We start from the raw sequence: 24,604 nt of genomic DNA, 5'->3' as shown, positions 1-24,604 counted from the left end.
GGTCGGTGAGAGGATGCGTACGTTCCAGATAACCACGACGGGCGGTCCATGAGTTCCACAGGTCGACGTGTTCGCGCAGGGCGCAGCGTGGAGACCCTCGCGGTGACCCGCCCGTCCGGGCCGATCGCCGCCGCCGTCGAGGCACGGTGGACCGATCGTGGCGGCCTGGTGGCGCAGCTGGAGGACAACCTCACCAGCCCGTTGATCGGCCAGGGCCTGCGGGGCGTGAGCGCGTTGGTGCACGTGGTCACTCCGACCGATCTGCTGCAGGACCAGGCCGAGGACCCGGTCGAACGCCGCGACCGGCTGGTCCGCGAGGTGCGCACCCTGGTGCTCGCCTGTGCCGCCAGCGCGGTGCGCCAACTCGTCGTCGTCACCGCCGCCCAGGTGTACGGCGCCCTGCCGGACAACCCGATCCCCCTTCCGGTCGACGCACCACTGCGCGCCCGCGGTCAGGTGGGCCTCTTCGCCGACCTGGTCGCCGTCGAGGAGGCGCTCGCCGAGGCGGCCCCGGCATACCCGGGGTTGCGCATCGCGGTGCTGCGCCCGGCCTCCGTCGTGGGCGGCGTCGACACGCTGACCACCCGGCACTTCGCGGCCCCGCGGCTGCTGCGGGTCGCCGGTGCCAACCCGACGTGGCAGTTCTGCCATGTCGACGACCTGGCCACGGCGGTCGAGGTGACGCTCGATCGGCGGCTGGCCGGCGGGCTGCCGGTCGCCTCACCGGGGTACCTCACCCAGGAGGAGGTCGAGCAGCGCAGCGGCATGCGGGCCGTCGAGGTCGGCGCCAGCACCGCCGGCGCCATCGCGGCGCGGTTGCACCGGCTCGGCACCCTGAAGTCGCCCGAGTCCGATCTGGACTTCGTGATGCACCCGCTCGTGGTCGACTCGGTGACCCTGAGCGCAGCGGGGTGGACCCCCGCGTATGACAATGACCTCTGCCTCGCGGTCCTGCTGGAGGACGTCGCCGCGCAGACCCGTGGCGCGCCGCGTTTCGGAGCCAGGGACGCGGCCGCGCTGGGCGCTGCCAGTGCAGCGGTCGCCGTCGGGGCCACGGCCGCGATCATGCGGCGCCGACGACGGAAGGGTTGAGCCGGTGGATCACGACGCACGGGTGCGTCTCGCGCACCTGCGGGACGCGCCGCTGTCGGTCGACGAGGTGCTCCAGGCCGTGCAGGATCCGGAGGCCGGCGGGGTCGGCCTCTTCGTCGGGCAGGTGCGCGCTCACGACCACGCCCAGCCCGTCGTACGGCTGGACTACACCGCGCACCCGACCGCCGAGCAGACCCTGCACGACGTCGTCCGCAGCGTGCTCACCGACGAGATCACCGCCGCCGCAGCCGTGCATCGCACCGGCGAGCTCGTCGTGGGCGACCTCGCGGTGGTGGTGGCCGTGAGCGCCGCGCACCGGCAGGCGGCGCTGCGGGTGTGCGCCGAGTTGATCGACGTCCTCAAGACCACGGTCCCGATCTGGAAGCATCAGGTCTTCGCCGACGGCACGGATGAATGGGTGGGTTTGTGACGACTTCCTATGACGCTCGCGATGCGGGACGTGCAGGTAACGCGCGTCTGGGCGGACTGCGCCCCCGCACCGTCGTGTGGCTGGTGTTCGCTGTCGTGGTGGTGCTCGCGGTGGCGGCTCTCAACCTGATCCACGTGCCGGTCGCGATCCTGCGGCCGGGCCCGGCGCAGAACACCCTCGGCGCCGTCGACGGCAAGCCGGTGATCTCCATCTCGGGGCACCCGACCTACCCGACGTCCGGCTCGCTGGACTTCACCACCGTGTCGCTGGCCGGCGGCCCGCAGTACCCCGTCAGCGTGTGGGAGTGGGCGACCGCGCACCTCAACAGCAACGCGCAGATCGTGCCCGCCGACGAGTACTTCCCCAAGAACGTCACGAGCAAACAGGTGGAGCAGCAGGACACCACCGACATGGCCGACTCCCAGCAGACCGCACAGGTGGTGGCGCTGCGCCAGGCCGGCATCGAGGTGCCCGAGACCGTGTCGGTCGGCATGGTGAGCCCGGGCTCGCCGGCGGCGAAGTACCTCAAGGTGAGCGACGTCGTACGCAGCATCAACGGCACCGCGCTCGTCCGTCTGGCGACCGCGCGTGCGGTCCTGGACAAGGTCAGCCCGGGCAGCACGGTCACCCTGCAGGTCACCCGCGCGGGCAAGCCGCTCACCCTGCGGATCAAGACCGAGAAGAACACCCAGGGATCGGGGTCGCTGCTGGGGTTCTACCCGGTGCCCGACTACACGCTTCCCTTCAAGGTCGACGTCAACGCCGGCGATGTCGGCGGACCATCGGCGGGCAACATGTTCACCCTCGCGATCTACGACAAGCTCACGCCCGGGTCCCTTACCGGCGGCAAGAGATTCGCCGGCACCGGCACCATCTCCGAGGACGGCAGCGTCGGACCGATCGGCGGCATCCGGCAGAAGATGGTGGGCGCCCACGACTCGGGAGCGAACTACTTCCTCGCGCCGGCCTCGGACTGCAACGAGGCCCACGGCCACATCCCGTCGGGTCTGACCGTCATCAGGATCTCGAGCTTCGCGCAGGCCGTCGCAGCGGTGGAGAAGGTCGCGGCCGGCCAGGGCGCGGGCCTGCCGTCCTGCTGAAATAGGGCAGCTTCAGGCCGTGAGCGTGGCCCGCAGCGCCTCGACCAGCCCGGGGGCGATGTCCTGACCGATGGCGACCTTGTCGTCGGCGTCGTGCGCCCGCTGCCGCAGCAGGCAGACCGAGGCACCGTCGCGCAGCACCGCCACGAGCAGTCGGACGTCCTGGCGGTCGGGGTGCGCGGCCAGCGCCTCGGCTGCCTTCTCCGCATCGGTGGGCAGGTCGTTCTCCGCGTCGGGCGGCACCACGAGGCGCTCTACGGCCAAGGCGACCCCGTCGACCTCAGGCGGCCACGCGAGCCGGCCGAGCATCGACTCCAGGGACGACGTCGGCGCCAGCCCCTCCTGCTCGATGGTGCTGAGACCGTCGGCCGCGGCGGCACCGAGCTGCGCGGCGAGCGCCGGCTCCCGTGCCAGCAGCCCGGCGTTGCGCGCGATCGCGAAGAGGCGCGGCGCCTGATCCCAGCCGGCGGCGGCGACATGGCGTTCGGTGTCGACCGCGCACTCGACCAGGGGAGGCAGGATCGTCTCGGGAGTGCTCGGCATACCTGCCATCGTGCCGTACCGCCCGCGCCCGCTAGGTTGAGGGCGTCGTTGCCCGGTGCGTGGGATGGAAGACCCCGATGAGTGCTGCGGACGGTTCCGGGCGCTCCGGAGGCGCCGGATCCTCGGACGTGCGCGCCCTGCCGCGGCTGGATCGCCGCCGCCACTCCCTGCTGCGCCTCACCCTCACCGTCGTCGTCGTGCTCGTCGGCGGCAACCTCGCGGCGAATCTGTGGACCCGGCACCTGTGGTTCGAGAACCTGCAGTACGCCGGGGTGTACGGCGTGGAGCTGCGCACCCGGGCGGCGCTCTTCGCCCTCGCGTTCCTGGTGGTGGAGCTGCTCTGCCACGGCAGCGTCTGGCTGGCCTACCGCTACCGGCCGATCCGGGTGCCGGACGCCGCGGGCGAGGCGATGCACCGCTACCGGGTGGCGATCGAGCCCTTCAGGCGTGCGGCGTTCGCGGTCGTGCCGCTGCTGACAGCGCTCATCACCGCGGCCAGCGCCTCGAGCCAGTGGCGCACACCGCTGCTGTGGTGGGCACGGCAGAGCTTCGGTCAGACCGACCCGCAGTTCCACCGCGACATCGGCTTCTACGTCTTCACGATGCCCTTAATCGAGATGCTGATCGGCTTCGGCACGGTCATCCTGATCCTGGCGCTGGTCCTCGCCACGCTGACCCACTACATCTACGGCGGCATCACCGTCGCCGAAGGCAGGCTCACCTTCACCCGAGTGGCCCGACGCCACCTGTGCCTGCTCGCCGTCGCGCTGCTGCTGGTGCGCGCTGCGGCGTGGTGGTGGGGCCGCTACGCGCTGGTCTACCGCACCGGGCGCACCCTGACCGGTGTCGATGACACCGACGTGCGCTCGACGCTGCCGGTGCACGCGATCCTCGCCTGCGCCGCCGTCCTCACCGCGCTGACGTTCCTGGTCACGATGCGCACCCGCAGCTGGCGGTGGCCGGCCGCCGCGGTGTCGATGCTGATGGCCACCGCCGTGGCGTTCGGCGGCATCTATCCAGAGATCCTCTCGGCCGTCCGCGGCAACACCGCACGCTCGTCGAACGAGGCGACCTACCTGCAACGGGAGATCGATGCCACCCGCGCGGCGTACGGCGTCTCGGACGTGACGGTGCGCGACTACCCGTCCGGTGCGATCCCGACGGCGGGCCTGACGTCCGCCGCGGCGGACGTGCCGGTGCTGGACCCGATGGTCGTGACCGGCGCGTTCCAGCAGCTGCAGGGGCTCACGCCGCCGGCCGCGTTCGCGGCGGGCCTCGACGTCGGCCGCACGGGTGCCGGTGCCTCGGCCGCCTCGACGGTCGTGGGCGCCCGCGGCATCGACCTGTCGGGTCTGCCCGCGAGCAGACGCGACTGGGTCGGCCAGCACCTCGTCTACACCCACGGCACCGGCGTGGTGAGCGCCCGCGCCGACACCACGACGGCGAGCGGCGCGCCGTCCTTCCTGACCGACCCCGCCGCGGCCGGCAGCCGCATCTACTTCGGTGGCGGGCTGCCGTCGTACTCGGTCGTGGGCGGCAAGCCGATCGAGGCGGACGGCACGGCGAGCACGGGCTTCCGGTATGACGGCAGGGGAGGGGTCGCGCTGGGCGGCATCATGCGCCGGCTCGCGTACGCCGCGAAGTTCCGCTCGTGGGACCTGCTCACCTCGCGTTCCGTCAGCACCACCTCCCGGGTGATCTACGACCGCGACCCCGTCGACCGGGTGCGGCAGGTCGCGCCGTGGCTGTCCGTGGACGAGGGGGCCTATCCGGTGCAGTCCGGAAGCCGCACCCTGTGGGTCGTCGACGGTTACACCACCTCCGACCGTTATCCCTATGCCGAGCACCAGCCCCTGACCACCGGGTCGGACACGCTCGGGCGGTCGATCAACTACCTGCGCGGCTCGGTCAAGGCCACGGTCGACGCGTACGACGGAACGGTGCGGCTCTACGCCTGGGACAGCGACGAACCGGTCCTGCGGGCCTGGGAGAAGGTCTTCCCCGGCACGGTGCGTCCGCGCTCGCAGATGCCCGCCGCGGTGCTCTCGCAGGTGCGCTACCCGCAGGGTCAGTTCGAGATGCAGCGCACCATCCTGGCGGCCTACCACGTGACCGACCGCGCGACCTTCGCCGACGGCGGGCAGCGCTGGTCCGTGCCGGTCGACCCGACGACCGGTGCCGGCGTACTGCAGCCGTCCTACTACCAACCCGTCACCCTGCCAGGCGCCGCCGGTCGCGGCTACGCGCTCACCTCGTCGTACGTCGGCGCGGGCGGCACGGGCGCGGTCACCGGGTACCTCGCGGCCGGGTCGGACACCGGGTCGGACACTGGGACGACGCCCGGGCAGGTCGGCGCGGGGTACGGGAAGCTCACGCTGCTCCGGGTGACCGGCTCGGCGCGGGGTCCTGGCCAGTTCCAGAACGACCTGAACTCCTCTGCCGAGCGCTCTTCGAGCATGCCCGGTACGCTCAGTCAGTTCTTCATCACCCAGGCGCGCGCCAAGGCGACCGTGAGCAAGGGCAACCTCCTGACGCTGCCGGCGGCCGGCGGGATGCTGCAGGTCGAGCCGCTCTACGTACGGCCCAAGGGCGCTTCCTACCCGGTGCTCAAGGCGGTCGTGGTCGGCTTCGGCGGGCGGCTGCGGTGGGGAGCGACCCTGCAGGACGCGCTCGCGGACCTGTCCACCGCCCGCTAGCGCTGCTCGATTTTGCGGCGCGGCAGCCCTCCCGTAAGCTGGTGTCACCGACGCGGGGTGGAGCAGCTCGGTAGCTCGCCGGGCTCATAACCCGGAGGTCGCAGGTTCAAATCCTGCCCCCGCTACCAACGCGTCAACGAGAGATCCCCGGGCCACACGGCCCGGGGATTCTTCGTTTCTCGGCCGGAGCATCGTCCGGCATTCATCGGTCGCTCCGGGCCGACCGCCGCTCGCGGCATGAGTGGCAGAGGCCCCTCACGGGGTGTCGGTGCCGGCTCCTACGGTCGCGGGCATGGTGCAGTGGGATGCAGTCAGGGCAGCTGTGGCAACGACGCTGAGCGGTGAGGCGGACCGTGCCCGGCGGGAGCTCTCGAGGTGCTGGGACACCTGTGAGCCCGTGGATCACGGCCCCCGGTGTGTGATCGCCCACTATCTTGCGGATCTGCAGCCCGATCTGGAGGCTGAGGTGGAGTGGGACGAGCGTGCGCTCGCCGCGTACGCGCACGTCGCGGACGGCGAGCTCGCGGCCATCGGCATCCCGTCGGCGAGCGCGCTGGCTCCCAGCCTGCATCTCAACCTCGGTGACGGGTACCGGCGCCAGGGGCGCCTCGCCGCGGCACGGGTGCAGCACGCCCAAGGGGTGCTGGCCGTGGCCGGTCTCCCCGACGACGGGTACGGCCGTCACCTCCGTGCGGGTCTGACGCGCCTCGGCGAGCGCATCGGCGAGGTCGGCGCCTGACCGAGCCCCTGGTCGAGCCGGGTTCAGCGCCAGCCGAGCTCAGGTGCCAGATGGCGCAGCACGCTGTCCAACACGTGCACGTTGTAGTCGACGCCCAGCTGGTTGGGCACCGTCAGCAGCAGGGTGTCAGCGGCGGCGATGGCTTCGTCGTCGGCCAGCTCCTTGACGAGCTGCTCCGGCTCGCCGGCGTACGACTTGCCGAATCGCGCGAGACCGCCGTCCAAGTGACCCACCTGGTCCGTGCTGTGCGTGTCCCGCCAGAAGTACGCGCGGTCCGTCTCGTTGACGATCGGGAAGATGCTGCGGCTGACCGAGACCCGCGGCTCACCGGGGTGCCCGGCGGACTTCCAGGCGTCCCGGAAGCGTTGGATCTGCTCGGCCTGCAGCTGGTGAAAGGGCACGCCGGTGTCCTCGGTGAGGAGCGTGGAGCTCATCAGGTTCATGCCCTGCTCACCGGCCCCCTCCGCGGTCGCCCTCGAGCCGGCGCCCCACCAGATGCGTTCGCGCAACCCGGGGGAGTGCGGCTCGATCGGCAGCAGACCGGGCGGGTTGGGGAACATCGGGCGCGGGTTGGGCTGCGCGAACCCCTTGCCCTGGATGACCTGCAGGAAGGTGCTGGTGTGCTCGCGCGCCATCGCGGCGTGGTCGCCGTCCTCCGGCTGGTAGCCGAAGTAGCCGTAGCCCTCGATGACCTGCTCGGGCGATCCCCGGCTGATGCCGAGCTGCAGTCGGCCCCCCGAGATCAGGTCGGCGGTGCCCGCGTCCTCGGCCATGTAGAGCGGGTTCTCATAGCGCATGTCGATCACCCCGGTGCCGATCTCGATGCGGCTGGTCCGCGCCCCGACCGCCGCGAGCAGCGGGAACGGAGCCGACAGCTGTCGCGCGAAGTGGTGCACCCGGAAGTACGCACCGTCCGCGCCGATCTCCTCGGCGGCGACCGCCAGGTCGATCGACTGCGTGAGCACGTCCGCGGCCGAGCGCGTCTGCGACTGTGGCGACGGCGTCCAGTGGCCGAAGGACAAGAACCCGATCTTCTTCATGACGGGTAGAACGACCGTTGCCGGGTCAGGATTCCTTGGCGGCTTCCTCGACGGTGAGCTCGGCGGTGGGCATCACTTCGAGGCGCTCGTCAGGGATCGGCGTGCCGCTGCGTACGGAGAGGCCGAACGTGCCGTCCGCCAGGCGCTTCTCGGCGCGCTCGATGGCGGCCAGGCGGTCGCGCAGGCTCGCGGCGGTGGCGTCATCGACCTCGTCGGCGGCCAGGGGCTGTGCCGAGTCCACGTCGTCGCCGGCGTCGCCGCGTCCGGTCTCGCGGTCCTGGTCGAGGTTGGAGTCCAGGTGGGTCAGCAGGCTCTGGACCTCGGCCCGTTCTTCCTCGAGCAGGGTTCGCGCGCGGTCTGCGTCCATCGGTGCACCTCCGGTGCGTCGTCGTGCTTAATGCCGCCGAGCCTCACTGCCGCCCGGCGCCGCAGTGCGCCAGACTAGCCCGCTCCCGTGGGCGCGATCGCGGCCCGTGCAGAGCCGCCGCTGCGTAGGCTCGCGCCCATGCCGTCGCCACTGATCGTGTCCGCCAGTCGCGCCATCCCGGTGCCGGTCGAGGACGCGTTCGAGCGGACGCTGGCCACCCCGTTGCCGCAACTCTTCTCCCGCCGGTACGGCGTGCTGCCGGCGGTGAAGGAGACCACCGGTTTCACTGCGCCCTGGGGCAGCGCGACCGGGCAGACACGCACCGTGCGCACCACCGATGGCGGCTCGATGCGGGAGACGCTGCTGGCGATCGACCGGCCGCGATCCTTCGCATACCAGTTGAACGGCATCACCGGGCCGATGGTCGTGCTGGCCGCTTCGGTGGAAGGGGAGTGGGCCTTCGCCCCTGCCAGCACCGGCACCCTGGTCACCTGGTCCTGGACGATTCGTGCAGCGAACGCCGTTGGCTCACTTGCACTTCCGACGTTCGGGCGGATGTGGCAGGGCTACGCGCGCCAGGCGCTGGAGGAGTTGGAACGGGTGCTGCTCGCCTGACCCCTTCAGGGGGTCGCGACCTGGATCTCTAGTACGTCGCCCCGTACGACGAGCAGCCCGCGGCCCTGCCGCGGACGATCCATCGGCCCGATCCGGATGCCGAAGAGGTCACCGTCGTGCCGGCCGGGTTGCAGCAGCAGCCCCGTCTGACGGCGGCGCAGCTCGGGCGCGAGTCCCCGGTACGACGTGGCGAGGTCGGACGCGACACCGCTGGCGCAGACGATGCCGCCGGTCGTCCGGTGGCGTGCCAGATGCTCCAGGACGGCCGGCTCTGCCGCCATCCCCGTCAGCTGATCGGCGTCGTCGACCAGGACGGCGCCGTCGGGGTGCTCCGCGCACCATGCGCGGACCGCACCCAGATCGTCGTACGGCAGCCGGGTGACCGCGGGCGGCAGACCCCCGACCGGAGCCCCCGGCCTGATCCATCCGACCGCCCGCGATAGACCGAGCACCTCGGCGAGCACCGCCAGGGTCGTAGTACGTCCGCTGCGTGGCGGACCGCACACCAGCCAGCCGGCCCCGCCACGCTCGTCGATGGCGAAGCCGGCAGGACCGTCGACGGTGCACCCCAAAGTCACCACGCCGGGATCCGCCGCGATGAGCGTCGCGAGCTCGACCCGATCCGGCAGCGCCTCGACTCGGTGTGGCCGACCGTTCGGTGCTGCAACGAGATTCGTCCGCGCGTCACCAGGCAGCGCGAACTGCAGTTCTTCACCGCCCGGCAGCAGCAGTCCTCGACCGGGCGGCATCTCAGCGGGGATCTGCGCGGCGCGTAATCCCGCCATCAGCAGATCCGACGGATCGGCCATCCGGGTCGCGACGGTGCTGGTGAAGAGCGCGCTCACCCGTCCCGACAGCAGCGCCCGACCGCCAGTGGCCACGACGCCGACGCCCACGGAGACACCATCGCGCAGGACCTGGGTGATCCGATCCTCCAGGTCGCCGACGGTGTGTTCGTTGCTGATCTCCTGGAAGACCTCCCAGCCGTCGATGACCAGCAGGATGCGTGGGTCGGGGCCGGACGTGGTGAATCCTGTGCCGCTGTAACGCAACTGACGCTCGCGGATTACGTTCGTCAGCCATTGCACGAGGCGCAGCGTGCGCGACAGCTCATCGCGCAGCACGACCGCGCCGCAGTGCGGCAACGACCCGATGTCGCTCAGTCCGCCGCTGCCGTCGAGCACGTAGACGTGCAGCCGATCGCTGGCCCATACTGTCGCGGCCGCACCGATGAGCGCGTGCGCAGCCGTGGTGCGACCGCTGCGCGGCCCACCCACGATCGCCAGGTGGCCGTCGGCATCAATGTCCCAGCCGATGGTCGGCTGCTGTTGCTGGCTCGGGAGGTCCACCAGGCCGAGGGGAACGGCCGACCGAGCAGCATCCCGAAGGCCCATGTCACGCAGCGGTTTGGCGGTCAGGTCGGATGTTCCTACCCGTGAGGGAAGGGGCGGCAGCCAGGGTGACGCAGGTCGACGTACCCGCCCGTTCGCCGCACTGACACACACCGCGTCGGTGAGGGCTCGCAGACCGGTCCGCGCGTTGGCGCCCATGTCGTCCGGCGGCCAGAGCGGAGCTCCGGACTCGGGATCGACGCGCGCAATGCGGACTGGCTCGTCGCCGCCGCGCAACGTCGCCCCCGTCCATGCCGTCTGCAGCGCGCGCGGCGCGCCACCTCCGGTCCGCAGGATCGCGCGCCCTGGGAGGGACGCCGGGATCGCCGCCGCGGCGTCGGTCTCGATGACGTCCTGGGAGTCGGCGGCATCGCGGACGCGGAGGGCGATCCGCAGGTTGAGGTTGGCTCGCATGTCGGCGGAGACCACGCCTGCGGGTCGCTGGGTCGCGAGGACCAGGTGGATTCCCAGCGATCGGCCGACTGCCGCGATGCGCACCAGTCCGTTGATGAAGTCGGGCAGTTCCTCTGACAGCACCCGGAATTCGTCGATGACGATGCACAAGCGAGCGAGCGGCTCACGGTGCGTGGAGCGTTCGTAGTCACCCAGGTCGGACGCGCCCACCGCCGCCAGCAGGCGCTCGCGACGTCGTACCTCGGCCTCCAGGGACCGCAACGCGCGCGAGGTCAGGTGCGTGTCGAGGTCGGTGACCAGCCCGAGCGTGTGGGGCAACCGGGCGCAGTCCTGGAACGCTGCGCCGCCCTTGTAGTCGATCAGCACGAAGGTCAGCCTGTCCGGCGGGCTCGCGAGGGCGAGGGATGCGATCAGGGTCTGCAGCAGCTCGGACTTGCCGGCACCCGTCGTACCGGCGACCAGCGCGTGCGGTCCGTCGACCGCCAGGTCGACCCAGAGAGCACCTTCGGCGCCGACCCCGAGCAGTGCACGAGGCGTGCTGGACGGCGTCCCCCACAACCGTTGCACCGCCACGGGATCGGAGAGGTCGACACCGAGTTCGGCGCGTACTAGCGCGGCGTGCGCCACCTGCTCGGGCACCTGCTGTGCCGGATCGTCCGGTCCCGCGTCGGTCAACGCGCCGAGCGCGCGCGCCGTGGCGGTGACCAGTGACGGCACGGGCAGATCCGGCCGAAAGTCGGTGTCGCCGACCCTGCCGTGATCACGCCGATCGACGCGCACCGTCGTGGTGCACGCCGCGGGCAGCTGCGTGTGATCCTCGTCGAGGGCCAGCACCGCCATCCCGTACGCCGCTGCCCTACGCACCACGTCCGCGGCGATCGGCGTGGTCGCGCACCCATCCAGTACGACGAGGGACCGGGGAGGTGCAGTCCCGTCGAGTTCGACCAGCTGCGAACACCATTCGGCGAATCGCGGGTCATCGGGGTCGGCCACCATCACCCGAGGCTGCGCCGCGGGGTGTGGCAGCACCTGCGGCAGCGTCGTCATCCCACGCCATCGCTCGCGCGCGTCCTGGTCCGCGCACAGGATCACCATGCCGAGGTCGCGCGGCGACTGCCAGGCGGCCAGCTGGATGATGCCTCCCATCACCAGCTGGTACCGCAGGCATCCGCTCACCCCCACCACCCGGTGCTGCGACAGGGACACGGTGATCGGCACCTCGTGCACCGGTAAGGGGCGGGTCGCGCGGTTCCCGCCCGCGACCCGTACCCGGCTCTGCACCGTCCCGACCCCGACGCGGAAGGCGAGGTGGTCCTCGTGCGTCGCGGCCCGGTGCCACACCGCGGAGCTGCGCGAAGCAGCATCGTGCGCGGCGCGGGTGATCGGTGGCGCCATCTGCCGGCGCAGCGCCTGCTCGACGCGCACGGCGGACGCGCAGTCCTCCTCGAACCTCGCTCGCGCCAGGGTGTGCGCCCGCGAATCCTCGCGAAGTTGTCGGTGGGACGTGCTGCGGTCGCCGGCGTACTGGGCGGCCACCATGATGGGGCTGAGCAGCGCGAACATCGCGAAGAGCGGATTGCGGAGCACGACGACCATGGCGGCCGCGAGCACCAGGGGCACGATCGCGGAGACCCACGGGAAGCCCCGATGGGTCGCCAGCTCCGGCGGTAGGGGTGCGGTGAGCTCGACCTCGTCCAGCCGCAACGTCTTTCGCGGTGATCGATGGATGAGGTAGCGGCCCGTCCCGTCGGTCGGCGGGTGCTGGGACGCCCGCGCTGCGCGTTCGATGGCGAGCGTCGTCCCGCCGACGCGCAACCGCTGCCCGACGCGCAGGTCGACGAAGTCGGGGCCGATCCGACTGCCGTCGATCCAGGTGCCGTTGGTGGAGCACAGGTCGCGAACGACCGCGCGCCCCTGCTCGACCTGCAGCTCGCAGTGGTGTCGGGACAGGTCGTCGTCCTGCAGCACCAGGTGGTTCTCCGATGCGCGGCCGACGACCACGCACGCGCCGGTCATGACTGCACGTGCGCCCACGCACGGTCCCTCCGTGGCGACCAGTTCGAGCAGGTGTGGCGGCTCGAGAGGCGCCCCGACATCGCAGACGACCGTCTCGTTGACCAGCGGCGGGATGCCGACCACAGCCTCCGCGTCGAGCCGCGCCGACCCGACGTACACCGGGTCGGGCGCATGGAGGTCGCCGGCGACCTGCGTCCAACTCGTGCCGGCGGGCACGCGGACGCACCATTCGCGCAGCAGCCCGTCGGTCGATCGCACGACGCGCAGGCGCAGCGTGACGGTCGACGCGGGCGGTCCTTGCATCCGGGAAGTATCGGCGGGTTCGCGATCGGAGGCCGCAGTACCTGTGGACAACTTTCGCCTCGACGGTCGGGCTTCGATCTGACGCCGAAACTGGGGCCGACGGGGCCGATGGGACATGCGTGATGGGAGGTGCGGGCAGATCGGAAGAGAGCTGATGGATTTCTGTGGATAACCCGATCGGCACCTGCAGAACTGCTTGCATGAAGACCTTGTCTGCATCGGACAGATCAGACGGTCACCGGCGAGGGGGTCGGCATGAACGGCATCCAGGTCGTCGAGGGGGAGGTCCGCGAACTCATCCGGCGGCAGCGGCTCGACCCCACCACCGAGGCCGTCCAGTTGCGTGGCCTCGTCGGGGATGTCATCAAGGACTACGAGCAGCGCAGCCTGCACGGCGGGATGGCACCGCTGGGCGACGTCGAGCACGCCACGCGCGCGATCCTCGACGCGGTCGTCGGATACGGACCGCTGCAGCCCTACCTCGATGACCCCGGCGTGGAGGAGATCTGGATCAACGATCCCGCGAAGATTCGCTAGAGATAGCATTGGGTGGTGGCGACGGGAGCCCTCCGGGCAGCGGTGTACGTGCGGATCAGCGAGGACGATGGATCGGCCCTGGGGGTCAGGCGGCAGACCGATGACTGCGAGGCCCTCGCTAAAGCTAAGGGCTGGGACGTCGTGGAGATCTTCAATGACAACGATGTGAGTGCGTCGAAGAAGAAGCCGCGACCAGCCTACGAGCGACTTCTGCAGGCGGTCCGGTCCGGTCACATCAACGCCATCGTGGTGTGGGATGTGGACCGACTCACCCGGACGCCCCGAGAGCTGGAGGATGTCATCACCTTCGCCGACTGCTTCGACCTACGTCTGGCAAGCGTCGGTGGCGACATCGACCTCGCCACCGAGCAGGGAAGACTTACCGCTCGCTTGAAGGGATCGGTTGCAAGGTACGAGGTGGAGCAAGCATCACGCCGTCTGAAGCGCAAGCATGACGAGATCGCAGCGGCCGGCAGACCGAACGGGCCGCAGGCCTTTGGGTATGACCGGGTGCGAGTGGAGCTGGAAGATGGGCGTTCGATCGCGAGGGATGTCGTCAACCCCGCGGAGGCAGCCATCGTCCACGAGGCAGCCGACAGAATCCTGAGGGGCGAGTCGTTGTGGCGGGTCGTGAACGACCTGAACCACCGAGGGCTTGTTACCAAGACAGGCGGACCCTGGCAAACGCAGACGCTGCGCCGAGTGCTTCTGCGGACGCGCAACATCGGGATGAGGTCACACCGGGGGGTCGTCGTGGGTGACGCCGACTGGCCACCCATTCTTGAGGTGGCGACGTTCGAGCGCCTGGTCGCGACTCTTACGGACCCCCGGAGGAGGACGTCCAACCGCGGCACGGCCGTGAAGTACCTGCTGAGCAGCAGGGCGCTCTGCGGGGTGTGCGGACAGCGCATGGTGGGGACAGCGGGCTTCGTGTATACGTATCGCACTTATCCGAAGTCGTATGCATGTAATAACAGTGGGTGTCACAAAGTCACACGACGCATGGAGGATGTAGACCGGCTGGTCGAGGGTGTCGTGGTCGGTGTCTTGGAACGAGATGGGGTGCGCATCCTGGGTGGGGATCCTGCAGCCTGCGAAGCGGCGCAGGCGCGGATGGAGTCCATCCGCGCGAAGATGGCGGTGGCCGCAGATCAATTTGCGGCTGACGCGATCACTGGCGAGCAGCTGGCGCGCATCACCGCCCACCTGCGCCCCCAGTTGGAGTCTGCTCAAGCTGAAGCCGGACGTGCTGCACCCCAGGGCGACCTTGCAGACTTCGCAGGTTTGGGTGCGGCAGCGGCCTGGGACCAAGCAGGCGTCGAGACCAAGCGGATGGTGATGCAGCAACTGGGGGTTACGATCTCGATTCTTCCGGTCGGTGCGGGGCGCACCCCGGGTCCCGAGCACATCAGGATCGAGTGGTCTCAGCGTGACGAGCGTGAATGACTACGAGGTGGTCGTGACCTGTGACGACGAGTCCACGAGATCCAGTGCGCACCGTGGGCGAAGTGTGCAGATCGTTCACTACTACTGGGACCCGGAAGACGAGACCTGGGGCGCACGAGGGCACCGCAGCGACATGACCCGCGAAGCTGGTGTGGCGTACCTACGCGCTCGACCCGAAGCACGTTGGGATCGGGAGACCGGGTTCGGGATGCCTGGCAGAGTCGCAAGGGCCCTCATCGCGGGTGCGGGACTTGAGCGCGGTGTACACGAGAAGGAGCACAACGAGCAGAAGAGCTGCGACCTACAGTGCCCGTTCTGCGAGCTGCACGTCGTACGTCACCTAGACAAGGTGTGGCCAGTCTTGGACTTGCTCCGGAGTAGCGGGCTGCACCAGGTCAGCTTGAGGCAGTTGCAAGAGCGGATAGGTGCCACGTAGGGTGCCTGTCTGTTGGCACTGCCAACTTCGATCCTGAGCCGCGACAGCGATCCGGCACATAGAGCTCCTTGGCGGGGGTAAAAGAACCCTGCCCTCAGGAGCTCTTGTGATGTCTGACGCTCAGCGTCAACGCAACCGCGTTGCTGCACTCTCGAAGACCCGTCGCGCCGGCGACCCAGATCTGACCCAAGCCCAGGCGGACCTTGCCGCCGTGAACCTCGATTCCTACATCAGAACGCAGGTCGCGCGTGCTCCGCGGCTGACCTCTGACCAGCGGCAAGCTCTCGCGTCTCTCCTGCGAGGTGACGTTCGATGAGTGCACAGGAACGCCGCCCCGCAGGCGAGGCGGCGACCGTGAAGACCTTGGCCGGGTCAAAGATCAAGATACCTGGTGATTCTTCCGACGGTCGGACGCCAGAGGACATGAAAGATCTGGAGATCGCGATGGGTCTGGTGCGCGCCGGTGTACCGGTCTTCTGCGCACCACCAGTGCAGGATCAGCACGGCGAGTGGCTGCCCCATGAAGGTGCAGGTGGTTACCGTCTGCCGTGTGATTGGCAGCACACCTCAGTAGGGGGCGAAGGGGTCCGAAACTGGCGGCCCGGGTACGCGCTGTGCGCCGTCATGAGCCACGTGGTCGACGCTGTCGATGTCGACCTCCAGCACGATGGGCAGCTCGCCCGCATCGAGTTGGAGGAGCAGGGCAAATGGCCACGCCCGTACGGCACCGCACGCACCCCCTCCGGAGGCACCCATGACCTTGTCTCCCCGTTAGGTGTAGGAAGTCCAATTGGCATCCTGCAAGGCATCGACATCAGGGGTGGTGTGGACGGCAAGAGCATGAGCTTCATCTTCATAGCTCCGACCAAGAGGGAGTCGAAGACGACCAATGAGATCGAGCGGTACTCCTGGACCGTTGCACCCCACCTCGACGATCTCGACCCGAACGACACCACGGGGCACGACCTCGTACAGATCGCCGCTCAACGGGGCCGGCGGGGGACTGCACAAGCGCAACCCGTGTGGTCAGCCCTGCCGGATGCCCACAAGCGTCAAGTAGAGGAGTACCTCGGCGGTGTGCTGCGCAGGATGTCGCTCGAGCTCGACAGCGTGGCTGACTGGGATGAAGGGCGCACCGATGACTGGGGTCGCGGTTGGGAAAAGATGCTGTCTGACACCTGCTACCGCCTCGGTTCGTTGGCACGAGCGAGCTGGACGGGTTGGACACTGGAGTCAGCCGAGCAGAGCCTGCGCGTGATCGTGCCTGATTGGTTGGCTTCTGCAGTGAACGTGCCGATGAAGTGGGCGCAGCAGAGCCGACGAGGAGAACCTGCGTACTGGCCGGCAGCCCTAGACACGCCGCCGACACCGACCCTCTATCAGGATGGATGGATAGAGGACGCACCTGCGGGTAGGCCTCGTCACTCTGGTCAAGTACTGATGGCGGAACGACTGGCCGTTAGAGCTGAGGGCCAGCTACTCCACGTGCATGGGATTGGCTGGCACTGGTGGGATGGGAGTAGGTGGGCCCCGGATCAAGGCAAGGCAGTAGCACGCCGCGCGGTACTGGCCGTTCTGGCGGATGCTCTCGTGGAGTCCATGCGGGACCATGACCTACGTCGTGACGTACAGAAGTGTGAGTCGGACTCCGGCCTGGACGGCGTGCTTGGGGTAGCAGCGTCGTTGTCGGTTTTTTCGGCCACGGTGCAGGACATGGATGCACTCCCGCATCTCCTGAACTGCGCCAACGGGACTATGAATCTGTTGACTCGGAGGCTCCAGCCGCCCAAGCCTGAGGATCGGCTGACGAAGATGGCGTGCGGTTCGTACCTGACCCAGGGTGCCGACAAGCTGTTCGCGACCGTCCTGGAAACGGTGCTCCCGGACGAAAAGGTTCGCCGGTACCTACAGCTTGTCGCGGGTCAGGCGGTCTACGGCCAGGTAGAGCAGCACCTGTTCCCCATCCTGACCGGCACCGGTGCCAACGGGAAGGGCACCGTGTACGCCGCACTGCGGCATGCCCTGGGCGACTACGCGGTCATCATCGACCCGGAGTTGTTGATGGCCCGTGACCGAGCGGGCACCGGCGGGCCAGAGATGCTCCAGCTGCGTGGGGCCCGACTGGTCATCGGCTCTGAGACGAACGACGGCCGGAAGCTCGATGAGGCCCTCATGAAGCGTCTGACCGGTGGCGATGAGTTGACGGCCCGAGGCCTGTACAAGGACCCGGTCTCGTGGCTTCCGAGCCACCAGTTTCTCTACATCACCAACCACCTGCCCAAGGTAAGTGGGGACGCGCCGGCTGTCTGGCGTCGGGTCAGAGTCGTGCCGTTCAATGTGGTGATGCCGGAGGACCAGCAAGACCCCCGCCTCGGGGACAAGCTGCTGCTTGCCAAAGATGAGGTGCTGACGTGGGCGGTGGATGGGTACTTCCAGTACGTCGATGCAGGTCGTCAGATGGAGGAACCTGAGGCCGTTCGCGTTGCGACGGCCACCTACCAGGTAGAAAGCGATGACGTTCGGCAGTTCCTCAACGAGTGCTGTGAGGAAGAACCCGACCACCAGGTGGGATCCCGGGATCTGTACCAGGCGTACAGAGACTGGTGCGAGCAGGGCGGCCGGCGTTACGAGTCGGAAGTGAAGTTCGCGGGGCACCTGCGTCGGCTGGGGTATGACAAGAAGAAGACCAGTACCAGGGCCGTGTGGCTCGGCCTGAAGATCATGGAGTAGCGCTCGCCAGGGGGTGGTGGGTCATGACGGGTTTGGACAAACCCCTCGCGAGGGGCTGTGAAGGATGTTCCTCAAGCCCACCACTACCCGCCATCCCCCTGGTGAGTCCCGGCGACTGTTGCCGGCGCACGAAGGTCAAAGGAGGTAGTCCGCAAGCCGCTCCGCGGCGCCGGGGACGATGCCCCAGCTGCGGCGGTTCTTTCCGGGCTTGCCGAGCTGTTCCACCAGTCCGATGCGCCGTAGGTCGTGTAGCGAGCGGCGCGTCGACGGGACACTCATCTGTGCCAGTTCGCACAGCTGCAGCAGCGTCAGGGGACCCTGACGCTGAACGATGCCGAAGACGTACAGGCGGCCTGCGGTGGCAAGGACCGCGAACTTTCTGCTGAGGGTGAGGGAGTCTTCGATGGGCATCCAGTCGCGCACCCGTTGCTTGGGCCAGTCGGCACCGGTGGGGTCGGCGGGGAAGTGCTCGACGGGTGGCCTGCCGCGTCCTCGGGAGTCCATGCACGGACGGTAGCGGCGCGGGTGGTGCGCACCAGCCGTTTCGTGCAGAGTTCCCCGAGGACCGGCAGGCAAGGTGTCATCCTGCAGCGGTGGATCTGTTCATCTCGGTCGTGCTCGCCCTGGTGCTCACAGTGTGCGCAGTCCTTCAGCACCGCGCTCTCCGTCGCGGGGGACAAGAGGATAGGAGGATAGGAGGGACAACCGGGTTGCGTTGTGCCTGATGGTGTTCGCCGCAGCGCTCCTATGGATGACGATTCTTACGCGCCTCTAGGTCGCTCGGACCGTTCTCGCCGATGTTCTGGTCAAAGTGGGGGCAGGCAGGTGATGTCAGCAGCACCTCGTAGCGTCGGCGCATGAAGATGGCTGACGTACATCTCCCCACCGAGGTGCTGTGCTGCCGATGATCGGTTCGGGAACGGGTGGTTACCCGACCGGGACAGAAGAGCCGATTAACGCATGCTGGCCGCCGAACCCTCGTACCGCGACATACGCGGTCACCCCAATCCGCGTGCAGGTCCGTCTGCACTGGCCTGAGGAAGTGGAGTGGGTGACCGGTCGCGCGGCGAGGTGGCAGGGCCGGTGCGTGTGGGTTTTGCTCTGGCACCGGCGGGTCGCGCCAGTACAGGGAGCGTGGGTGAACGCAGTGGATGTGCGGCGAGCCTTATCCGCGAAGACCGAGGACCTGCTGGCCACGGTCTGATCGTGAAGTGAAGTGGTCGCCTGACGTGCGGCTTGAGAACGACCAATCCAGACGTCCCGGTGTCGCCCGGTTAATCGTCGTCGACCAGCCCGTGAACGGTCGTGTGGTCGATGGGCAGTCCGTCCAACAACATACGTGCCACCTCGCGGATGGCCGGGAGCACCGCTTCCAGCTCCAAGGTCCAGACCTTCCTCCTGTTCTCCATCATCGATTCGACCTTGTGCGCAGGCAGCCCGCTTCTCTGCAGGAGTGATCGCTGCGCGCGATCATCATCATCAACAGCTAACGCATCGCTTGGCTGCATGAAGAGCACTTCGGCGATCAGGTCATCGAAGGATCTACCTTGTTCGTCGATGCCGGCGAGAGTCGGTTCAGTCCAAAGGTGTCGTGCCTCCGCCCACGGGCCGGCGTAGGACTGGAACCCGCTGTCCCAGACGTGAGCGTTCATCCAGGTAACGCCTTCGCCGGGACGCTTTGACAGGGTCACCGACCGCAGAGTGGACCCACCTCGCATGACGGCCGCGACTGCGTGTCCTGCTTCATGGTGGGCGGTGATCACCCGTAGTTCGTCCTGACCTGTGTCGAGTTGTTCTGAATGATCCTCGGGCATGTGGGTGGCTCCGTCACGTCGGTGAGGCCGCCACGTCGCGCAGCCGTACTGCATCACACCACCTATCCGATGCACGTGCTCTGACCAGGGCTGATGCAACCAATCTCACGGTTGTCGAACGCCAGCCTGGACAGTCCAGCCAAGGACTCAGGATCGGCGGTCACCTATCGCGGCCTCCAGAGCGTGGAGCGTCGCTCATTACTTCCCGACTTGCCAGGTCTAGTTCGCTGCGACACGTGTGGGCCGGGCGAACGGTCTTCCAGTCAGCCGTTCGCTTCCGGGACGTCCATACATGCCGGTATGCAGCCGTTCAGCATCGTGCATCGACAAGCAGAGCGAAAGCAGCATCGCAATACACCTGTCGCCAACAATCCAGGCGAGCGAGACGGTGCAAAAGGTCGTAGGTTAGGCGCGCAAGCGAACCCGAGTGGGCACACGAAGCTGAGTCCGTAAGATCTGGTAAAGGTCTGCCGTGGCAAGGTCCCGATCTTCGAGCGTTACCGCGAGTGCATAGTCCTGGCGCTCGTAGGCAGGACTATTCCGCGCCCATTTCTGTGCCTTGTGGGTGACCGCGACGTAGAACGTGTCGGAGTCGTTCGGGAATGACTGTTTGCCGGTCCAGCCTCGCAGCTGCAGGGTGCTATGGACGAAGGTGTTCACCCCTGGCTGGAAGTCGAGTTTGCGGCGATCCTTGATCGGGCTGGATGGGTCGTCGGGGTCTTGGCGTTGGAGGATCAGGGCGAGTTCATCAGGATCGATGTCGCGATACACCTCGAACTTCATTGTTCCAGCCAGATACTCGCGGCGCTGTCGTCGAACCGGTGGGTCGAAGGCGAGGGCGACCGTGATTGTGCGGTCACGCTTGGCGCCTGAGCGGAATTCGTCGGGAACCGGCAGCGGATGAATTTGCACGGTGTCGACCGGCATCGATCCGTCAAAGGTCATGATCACCCGGTGGGCGTCGCTCGCGATCGCGGCAGGCGTCGTCGGTCGTCCGTGGCCGTAGATCCAGGTTCGACTCTGAGTCTCCGACAGGATCGTTGCCGGTCCGGTGTGCACCGACCCGGAGACCAGTAGTGCTCTGATCAGGTTCGCCGAGGCGTCTGGGTAGGCGTAGGCGATGTCGGCGGCCACCCGGGCAACGGCTGGCGCTGCGTAGCTAGTGCCGTTCACGGCGGCGAAGATACCCCCTGAGGGGCCGCGCATCGAGGTGCTCACGATCGATGCCCCGGGGTCATTAAAGATTGCGTTACCAGTGTCGTTGACGACAGTGTTGCCGCCGTAATGAGTCACGTCGGGCTTATTGGAGCGCTTCTTGTTCGTGCCGAGCCCAGGCCCAGTACGGCTGAAAGGCGACGCTTCGTCTTCGATGGCCGCGGCTTGCCAGCCCACACGGCTTGGGATTTCGGCAGGAGCGCCGCTGAGAGCGAGGCTGCCAACCGTGACGGCCAACGCTGCTGGGGCTGGCTCGGCGATTCGATGCTCGGGGGTGAAGAAGAACTCCGGTTTGTCATCGATGATGTGGTGACCACTGGGCGTCCGTGCCGTGACGTCGATCGGTGCATTGCCACTCGGAACGACGATGACAATGCCAAGCTCACGGACAAGGTCGTCGAGAACCTCAGTCAGCGGGCCGACGTGGACGTCGCTGAACGGCTCGTCGTATCCCACCGAGAGGTTGAAGATGCGGACGCCGTATGTGCCGTGCAAGTGGCGGATAGCCTCTTCGACAAGCAGATGGGGTAAGGCGTAGGTCGCAAACCGTGGAGGGTTTTGTGCCCGTCGCGGATCGGGCTCAAGGATCCGGACGACCCGGACCGCTCCCACAGCCCTGATTGGTTCCGCCTCACGAAGTTCTTCGTGGAGGGTAGGGAAGAGAACGCGCCCCGTTACCTCCGTACCGTGACTTCCGCGCTGCTGCCAGACGTAACCCGTGGGGGCAAGAGACTCGTCCGAGAGGATCAGACCGTTCAGAAGAGGGTGTGCCGACTCGGGCGAGTCATCTAGGACGCCGACGACCTCAGACGGCTCCTCGATCCGAGACAGCGTCGCGATGTCGAGGTTGCGCCAGTCGCGGAAGTCCAGGAACGGCACCGGCGGCGTACGGACTAGCTCAACGACACTGGTGTTCAGAAGGTCAGCGAGCCCTGACGCGTTGACCTGGACACGGAAGTACGTGCGTCGTGCTGACACTGACAGAAGCAGGATCTGGCGACCGGAGCCCGTGACCACAGACTCGATCACTCGTGCGCGCCGCTGCGCCTCCTCGTATGTGCCTGATGGCCACACGGAAACGTCGACTGTGATGGGATCCGACGAGGTCACGTCGAGATCCGCAATGCCGGGACCAGTGCGGTCTGCGGGTCCGTAGGGCTCGATGTCGTCGATCTGGTTAAAGAACGACTTCAAACTGCCGTTCTGGATGTACTTCTGAAGGGCGTCATCAAGTGCCGCGCCCTGGTCGCCTGCAAGCACGAAGTAGGTGTAGTCGACCGTCTCGCCGAGGACCTGAAGGCTCCGGCCCTCGAACGAAGAGTCCTCGGGGCGCGTCTTGGCCTCGATCTTGAACACGAGATCGGGATCCACGCCGGCGTTGAGCCGGACGGGCGCGCGTGCGGTGCTGAGCTGCTGGCGCAGGTGGGTGCCGTGCGAACCACGTTGCCGCTCCGGGGTGCCGCCGCCAGCGCCGGCGGCGCGACGTGACTGAAGTTGCCGAGGGTTCGGCAGTAGGAGATGTTCGGGCATTGCCTTACCAGGGCCGCGAGGTGATTCTGGGCAGCACCTTTTCTACGTCCTGGCCCTCAACGGTTGTGGAGTTGCGGAGGAGGGCGCTGCGTCGAGCGTCGATGATCAGCTTCTCGGCGGCGGCGTGGGGCAAGCCATTCAGGGCGCTGGCGTAGCTGTCGATCTCGATGCCCTTGTGCGCCACGCTCTTGAGCCGCAGCCTCAACACTTGGCGCAGCTGGTGGACGGTCGGAAGACCGAACGTGACCACCTCATCGAAGCGTCGCCACAGCGCCTCGTCGAGCAGAGAAGGGTGGTTCGTGGCCGCCAGCAGCAGGCTCGGACCACGGTAGCGGTCGGTCATCTGGAGGAACGCGGTGACGACGCGCTTCATCTCACCGTGCTCGGAGGCGTCATTGCGTGAACGGCCTAAGGCGTCAAACTCGTCGAATAGAACCACGAACGGCGCCTGGTTGGAGTAGTCCAGGATCCGGCGAAGGTTGCTCGCGGTCTCTCCAAGATAAGACGACACGACGGCATCGAGCCGCACAATCAGAAATGGGCGGCCGAGTTCGGCGGCGACTGCCTCGGCCGCGGTGGTTTTGCCGCACCCGGGCGGTCCTTGAAGCAGAAGCCGTTGACGACGCGGCACACCTGCCGCGTCCAGAGTCGGCCATTGGCGAACCTCCTCGACAACGCTCTCCAAGCTGGCGACGACCGTCTTATGGAGGATCAGGTCCTCCAGCAAGCGCTCCGCCTCACGAACCTCGCCTAGATCCCACTCGCCTTCGCGGTCCTTCGGAGGGGCAGGCACCACGATGGTCGACGCGGTATCGACGGAGCCGGCGCCTGCCACAAGGAGCTTGTGCAGGTCGCGCGCCAGGGCGTTGTGATGCTTGGCCTGCTCTTCCTCGACGATCTCCAGGGCCGCGCGACGGAATGCCAACTCATCCCGTGCGTGGAACGCACGGAAAATTTCCTTTAACTGTCGCCCAGCCACGAGCCTCATCCTAGGTGTGGCGTCCGTCAGATTGCGGCCCAGCCCACGCAGACACCGACGGTCTGGCGCTGACAAGTTTGTGGGATCCGCGAGCCGACGCCTACGTGTGCGAGGCAAGGGCGCAGAACCAGCGCGGCCGGCTCGGTGGGCGATCAGCACGCGGCGACTGCCAGTTTCGCTGAGGTGCGCGGTTCAAAGAGCTGGACGCGTAGGAGGTCCCATCTCATTTGAGATGCGAGTGCCTCCGCTGCCGACGCTGACGCGAGCAGCCCCTGGTCCAACAAAGGCTGGACGCCCTGGGTGCAAACCCGTACGCGCATGCCAGGTACGCCGATTCGGAAACCGAAGCTCATGGTTGTCAGCGGTGGGTGTACCCGTGCTTGCGTGCCAGCGGGAGCCATTCGAGGAAGAACTCTCGGATGGTGTCGTTGAAGAAGGCGGCGTCGTCGGTGGGAGGCATGGCGTCGTAGATGGTGAGTCCGACGTTGTCGATGCCGCGTCCGGTGAGACCGCTGTTGAGGTGTTCGAGGTAGTCGCGGCCCTGTCTGTCGCCCCCGATGAGGACGAACTGAAAGAAGTGCGGTCGGGTGCGTGCATCGATGAGCAGGCGTTCGATCTTTCGCGCGTCCTGCAAGTGAGGGGCACCGTCAGTGAAGAACAGGTGGAAGTAAGGCGGTTCGTCGGCCTCGGTGCCCTGCTGCTTGCGTCCCCGGAAACCCCCCTTGCGCTGTTCACCTTGGTCCAGCATCAGCTTCAGCACGGGGGAGTAGAGGGTGGCGCCGAGCTGGCCTGCCTTGGCGTGGAATCGCTCCACCCAGCCCGCATAGTTCATGGGTGTCAGGACGTCCTGGCCGACGATGCGGTGATCGAAGACGGTGATGGGGATCTGTTCGTCATCATCCAGCCCGGTCATCGCGAGCGCCAGAGCTCGTTCAACTGCCTCTTGGTACACCCCTGGCCACTGCGCGGCAGCAGAAGCAGACCGGTCGCATGCGATGTCGACCTGCACGCAGACGTCCCCCAGATCGATCGGCGAGTCCTGCGCGATCTTGGCCAGCGACACCGTCGCTGCTTCGACGCGCTTGCCAAGTTCGACGGCCATCAGTGTGGTCCTCCCTCTCGTCGCGGTGCGTGGGTCCTTGAACTGCAGCACGTTCATGGGTCGGTGTCG

18 protein-coding genes and 1 tRNA gene are annotated in these 24,604 nt (G+C 67.7%); 10 read left to right on the top strand and 9 right to left on the bottom strand.

Features of this window, described 5'->3' with window-relative positions; all coding sequences use genetic code 11:
* Positions 1-48 precede the first annotated feature (48 nt).
* From JOB34_RS17355 to JOB34_RS18015, 3 genes are read left to right on the top strand one after another with little or no spacing between them, the layout of a single operon-like run.
* The gene (locus tag JOB34_RS17355; RefSeq protein WP_243757532.1) at positions 49-1,092 is read left to right on the top strand and encodes an NAD-dependent epimerase/dehydratase family protein; all 1,044 of its coding nucleotides are present in this window, start codon (positions 49-51) and stop codon (positions 1,090-1,092) included.
* A gap of 4 nt (positions 1,093-1,096) precedes the next feature.
* A complete protein-coding gene (locus JOB34_RS03175) occupies positions 1,097-1,522 on the top strand; it encodes a molybdenum cofactor biosynthesis protein MoaE (protein WP_347813695.1) in 426 nt (141 codons plus the stop codon).
* Positions 1,519-2,622, top strand: a complete 1,104-nt coding sequence (locus JOB34_RS18015) for a PDZ domain-containing protein (protein ID WP_208051353.1) — start codon at positions 1,519-1,521, stop codon at positions 2,620-2,622. Before JOB34_RS03175 ends, JOB34_RS18015 begins: the two co-directional genes overlap by 4 nt.
* A 12-nt stretch (positions 2,623-2,634) precedes the next feature.
* On the opposite strand, the gene JOB34_RS03165 is transcribed toward JOB34_RS18015, so the two are convergent.
* Positions 2,635-3,165, bottom strand: a complete 531-nt coding sequence (locus JOB34_RS03165; RefSeq protein ID WP_179479364.1) for a PPA1309 family protein — start codon at positions 3,163-3,165, stop codon at positions 2,635-2,637.
* 77 nt (positions 3,166-3,242) lie between these two features.
* On the opposite strand from JOB34_RS03165, the gene JOB34_RS03160 reads away from it, so the two are divergent.
* The 3 genes from JOB34_RS03160 to JOB34_RS03150 all read left to right on the top strand — a co-directional run bounded on the left by JOB34_RS03160 (position 3,243) and on the right by JOB34_RS03150 (position 6,600).
* A complete protein-coding gene (locus JOB34_RS03160) occupies positions 3,243-5,861 on the top strand; it encodes a UPF0182 family protein (RefSeq protein ID WP_208051352.1) in 2,619 nt (872 codons plus the stop codon).
* Between the two features lie 51 nt (positions 5,862-5,912).
* Positions 5,913-5,989: transfer RNA gene (locus JOB34_RS03155), tRNA-Met, on the top strand.
* Positions 5,990-6,258: 269 nt separating this feature from the next.
* Positions 6,259-6,600, top strand: a complete 342-nt coding sequence (locus JOB34_RS03150) for a hypothetical protein (protein ID WP_243757531.1) — start codon at positions 6,259-6,261, stop codon at positions 6,598-6,600.
* 23 nt (positions 6,601-6,623) lie between these two features.
* On the opposite strand, the gene JOB34_RS03145 is transcribed toward JOB34_RS03150, so the two are convergent.
* Together JOB34_RS03145 and JOB34_RS03140 are read right to left on the bottom strand one after the other, a co-directional pair.
* Complete coding sequence (locus JOB34_RS03145; protein ID WP_208051350.1) at positions 6,624-7,640, bottom strand: LLM class flavin-dependent oxidoreductase; 1,017 nt, start codon at positions 7,638-7,640, stop codon at positions 6,624-6,626.
* A 25-nt stretch (positions 7,641-7,665) separates the two neighbouring features.
* Entirely contained in the window at positions 7,666-8,007 is a 342-nt protein-coding gene (locus JOB34_RS03140) for a hypothetical protein (RefSeq protein ID WP_208051349.1), read from the bottom strand.
* 138 nt (positions 8,008-8,145) lie between these two features.
* On the opposite strand from JOB34_RS03140, the gene JOB34_RS03135 reads away from it, so the two are divergent.
* Entirely contained in the window at positions 8,146-8,622 is a 477-nt protein-coding gene (locus JOB34_RS03135; RefSeq protein WP_208051348.1) for an SRPBCC family protein, read from the top strand.
* Between the two features lie 5 nt (positions 8,623-8,627).
* Here JOB34_RS03135 and JOB34_RS03130 read toward each other — a convergent pair whose 3' ends face one another.
* Positions 8,628-12,746 (bottom strand): FtsK/SpoIIIE domain-containing protein, encoded by a 4,119-nt coding sequence (locus JOB34_RS03130; RefSeq protein ID WP_208051347.1) that lies wholly within the window; start codon positions 12,744-12,746, stop codon positions 8,628-8,630.
* 255 nt (positions 12,747-13,001) lie between these two features.
* Here JOB34_RS03130 and JOB34_RS03125 point away from each other — a divergent pair, with 255 nt between their 5' ends.
* The 3 genes from JOB34_RS03125 to JOB34_RS03115 all read left to right on the top strand — a co-directional run bounded on the left by JOB34_RS03125 (position 13,002) and on the right by JOB34_RS03115 (position 17,895).
* Entirely contained in the window at positions 13,002-13,283 is a 282-nt protein-coding gene (locus JOB34_RS03125) for a hypothetical protein (protein ID WP_208051346.1), read from the top strand.
* Between the two features lie 15 nt (positions 13,284-13,298).
* Positions 13,299-14,729: a recombinase family protein gene (locus tag JOB34_RS03120; protein WP_208051345.1), complete on the top strand. Its 1,431-nt coding sequence runs from the start codon at positions 13,299-13,301 to the stop codon at positions 14,727-14,729.
* 748 nt (positions 14,730-15,477) lie between these two features.
* Positions 15,478-17,895 carry a phage/plasmid primase, P4 family gene (locus JOB34_RS03115; protein ID WP_208051344.1) on the top strand — a complete coding sequence of 806 codons (2,418 nt, stop codon included), beginning with the start codon at positions 15,478-15,480 and terminating at the stop codon, positions 17,893-17,895.
* 135 nt (positions 17,896-18,030) lie between these two features.
* On the opposite strand, the gene JOB34_RS03110 is transcribed toward JOB34_RS03115, so the two are convergent.
* The 5 genes from JOB34_RS03110 to JOB34_RS03090 all read right to left on the bottom strand — a co-directional run bounded on the left by JOB34_RS03110 (position 18,031) and on the right by JOB34_RS03090 (position 24,592).
* Positions 18,031-18,399 (bottom strand): helix-turn-helix domain-containing protein, encoded by a 369-nt coding sequence (locus tag JOB34_RS03110; RefSeq protein ID WP_208051343.1) that lies wholly within the window; start codon positions 18,397-18,399, stop codon positions 18,031-18,033.
* Positions 18,400-19,169: 770 nt separating this feature from the next.
* Entirely contained in the window at positions 19,170-19,709 is a 540-nt protein-coding gene (locus tag JOB34_RS03105) for a hypothetical protein (protein ID WP_208051342.1), read from the bottom strand.
* A gap of 405 nt (positions 19,710-20,114) precedes the next feature.
* On the bottom strand, positions 20,115-22,454 hold the full coding sequence (locus JOB34_RS03100; RefSeq protein WP_243757530.1) for a S8 family peptidase: 2,340 nt from the start codon (positions 22,452-22,454) through the stop codon (positions 20,115-20,117).
* Between the two features lie 4 nt (positions 22,455-22,458).
* Positions 22,459-23,442, bottom strand: coding sequence for an ATP-binding protein (locus tag JOB34_RS03095; RefSeq protein ID WP_243757529.1), 984 nt, complete (start codon positions 23,440-23,442; stop codon positions 22,459-22,461).
* Between the two features lie 349 nt (positions 23,443-23,791).
* Positions 23,792-24,592: a VWA domain-containing protein gene (locus JOB34_RS03090; RefSeq protein WP_208051340.1), complete on the bottom strand. Its 801-nt coding sequence runs from the start codon at positions 24,590-24,592 to the stop codon at positions 23,792-23,794.
* Between the last annotated feature and the right edge of the window lie 12 nt (positions 24,593-24,604).

It is taken from the genome of Allobranchiibius sp. GilTou38 (assembly GCF_017565325.1).
GTDB lineage: Bacteria > Actinomycetota > Actinomycetes > Actinomycetales > Dermatophilaceae > Allobranchiibius > Allobranchiibius huperziae.
This window is presented reverse-complemented; position numbering and strand designations above follow the sequence as displayed.

What these genes read in the sequence shown, in the direction of transcription:
- JOB34_RS17355 (WP_243757532.1), top strand. Translation starts at nt 49, where the DNA reads ATGAGTTCCACAGGTCGACGTGTTCGCGCAGGGCGCAGCGTGGAGACC.
- JOB34_RS03165 (WP_179479364.1), bottom strand. Translation starts at nt 3,165, where the DNA reads ATGCCGAGCACTCCCGAGACGATCCTGCCTCCCCTGGTCGAGTGCGCG.
- JOB34_RS03160 (WP_208051352.1), top strand. Translation starts at nt 3,243, where the DNA reads ATGAGTGCTGCGGACGGTTCCGGGCGCTCCGGAGGCGCCGGATCCTCG.
- JOB34_RS03145 (WP_208051350.1), bottom strand. Translation starts at nt 7,640, where the DNA reads ATGAAGAAGATCGGGTTCTTGTCCTTCGGCCACTGGACGCCGTCGCCA.
- JOB34_RS03140 (WP_208051349.1), bottom strand. Translation starts at nt 8,007, where the DNA reads ATGGACGCAGACCGCGCGCGAACCCTGCTCGAGGAAGAACGGGCCGAG.
- JOB34_RS03135 (WP_208051348.1), top strand. Translation starts at nt 8,146, where the DNA reads ATGCCGTCGCCACTGATCGTGTCCGCCAGTCGCGCCATCCCGGTGCCG.
- JOB34_RS03130 (WP_208051347.1), bottom strand. Translation starts at nt 12,746, where the DNA reads ATGCAAGGACCGCCCGCGTCGACCGTCACGCTGCGCCTGCGCGTCGTG.
- JOB34_RS03125 (WP_208051346.1), top strand. Translation starts at nt 13,002, where the DNA reads ATGAACGGCATCCAGGTCGTCGAGGGGGAGGTCCGCGAACTCATCCGG.
- JOB34_RS03115 (WP_208051344.1), top strand. Translation starts at nt 15,478, where the DNA reads ATGAGTGCACAGGAACGCCGCCCCGCAGGCGAGGCGGCGACCGTGAAG.
- JOB34_RS03110 (WP_208051343.1), bottom strand. Translation starts at nt 18,399, where the DNA reads ATGGACTCCCGAGGACGCGGCAGGCCACCCGTCGAGCACTTCCCCGCC.
- JOB34_RS03105 (WP_208051342.1), bottom strand. Translation starts at nt 19,709, where the DNA reads ATGCCCGAGGATCATTCAGAACAACTCGACACAGGTCAGGACGAACTA.
- JOB34_RS03100 (WP_243757530.1), bottom strand. Translation starts at nt 22,454, where the DNA reads ATGCCCGAACATCTCCTACTGCCGAACCCTCGGCAACTTCAGTCACGT.
- JOB34_RS03095 (WP_243757529.1), bottom strand. Translation starts at nt 23,442, where the DNA reads ATGAGGCTCGTGGCTGGGCGACAGTTAAAGGAAATTTTCCGTGCGTTC.
- JOB34_RS03090 (WP_208051340.1), bottom strand. Translation starts at nt 24,592, where the DNA reads ATGAACGTGCTGCAGTTCAAGGACCCACGCACCGCGACGAGAGGGAGG.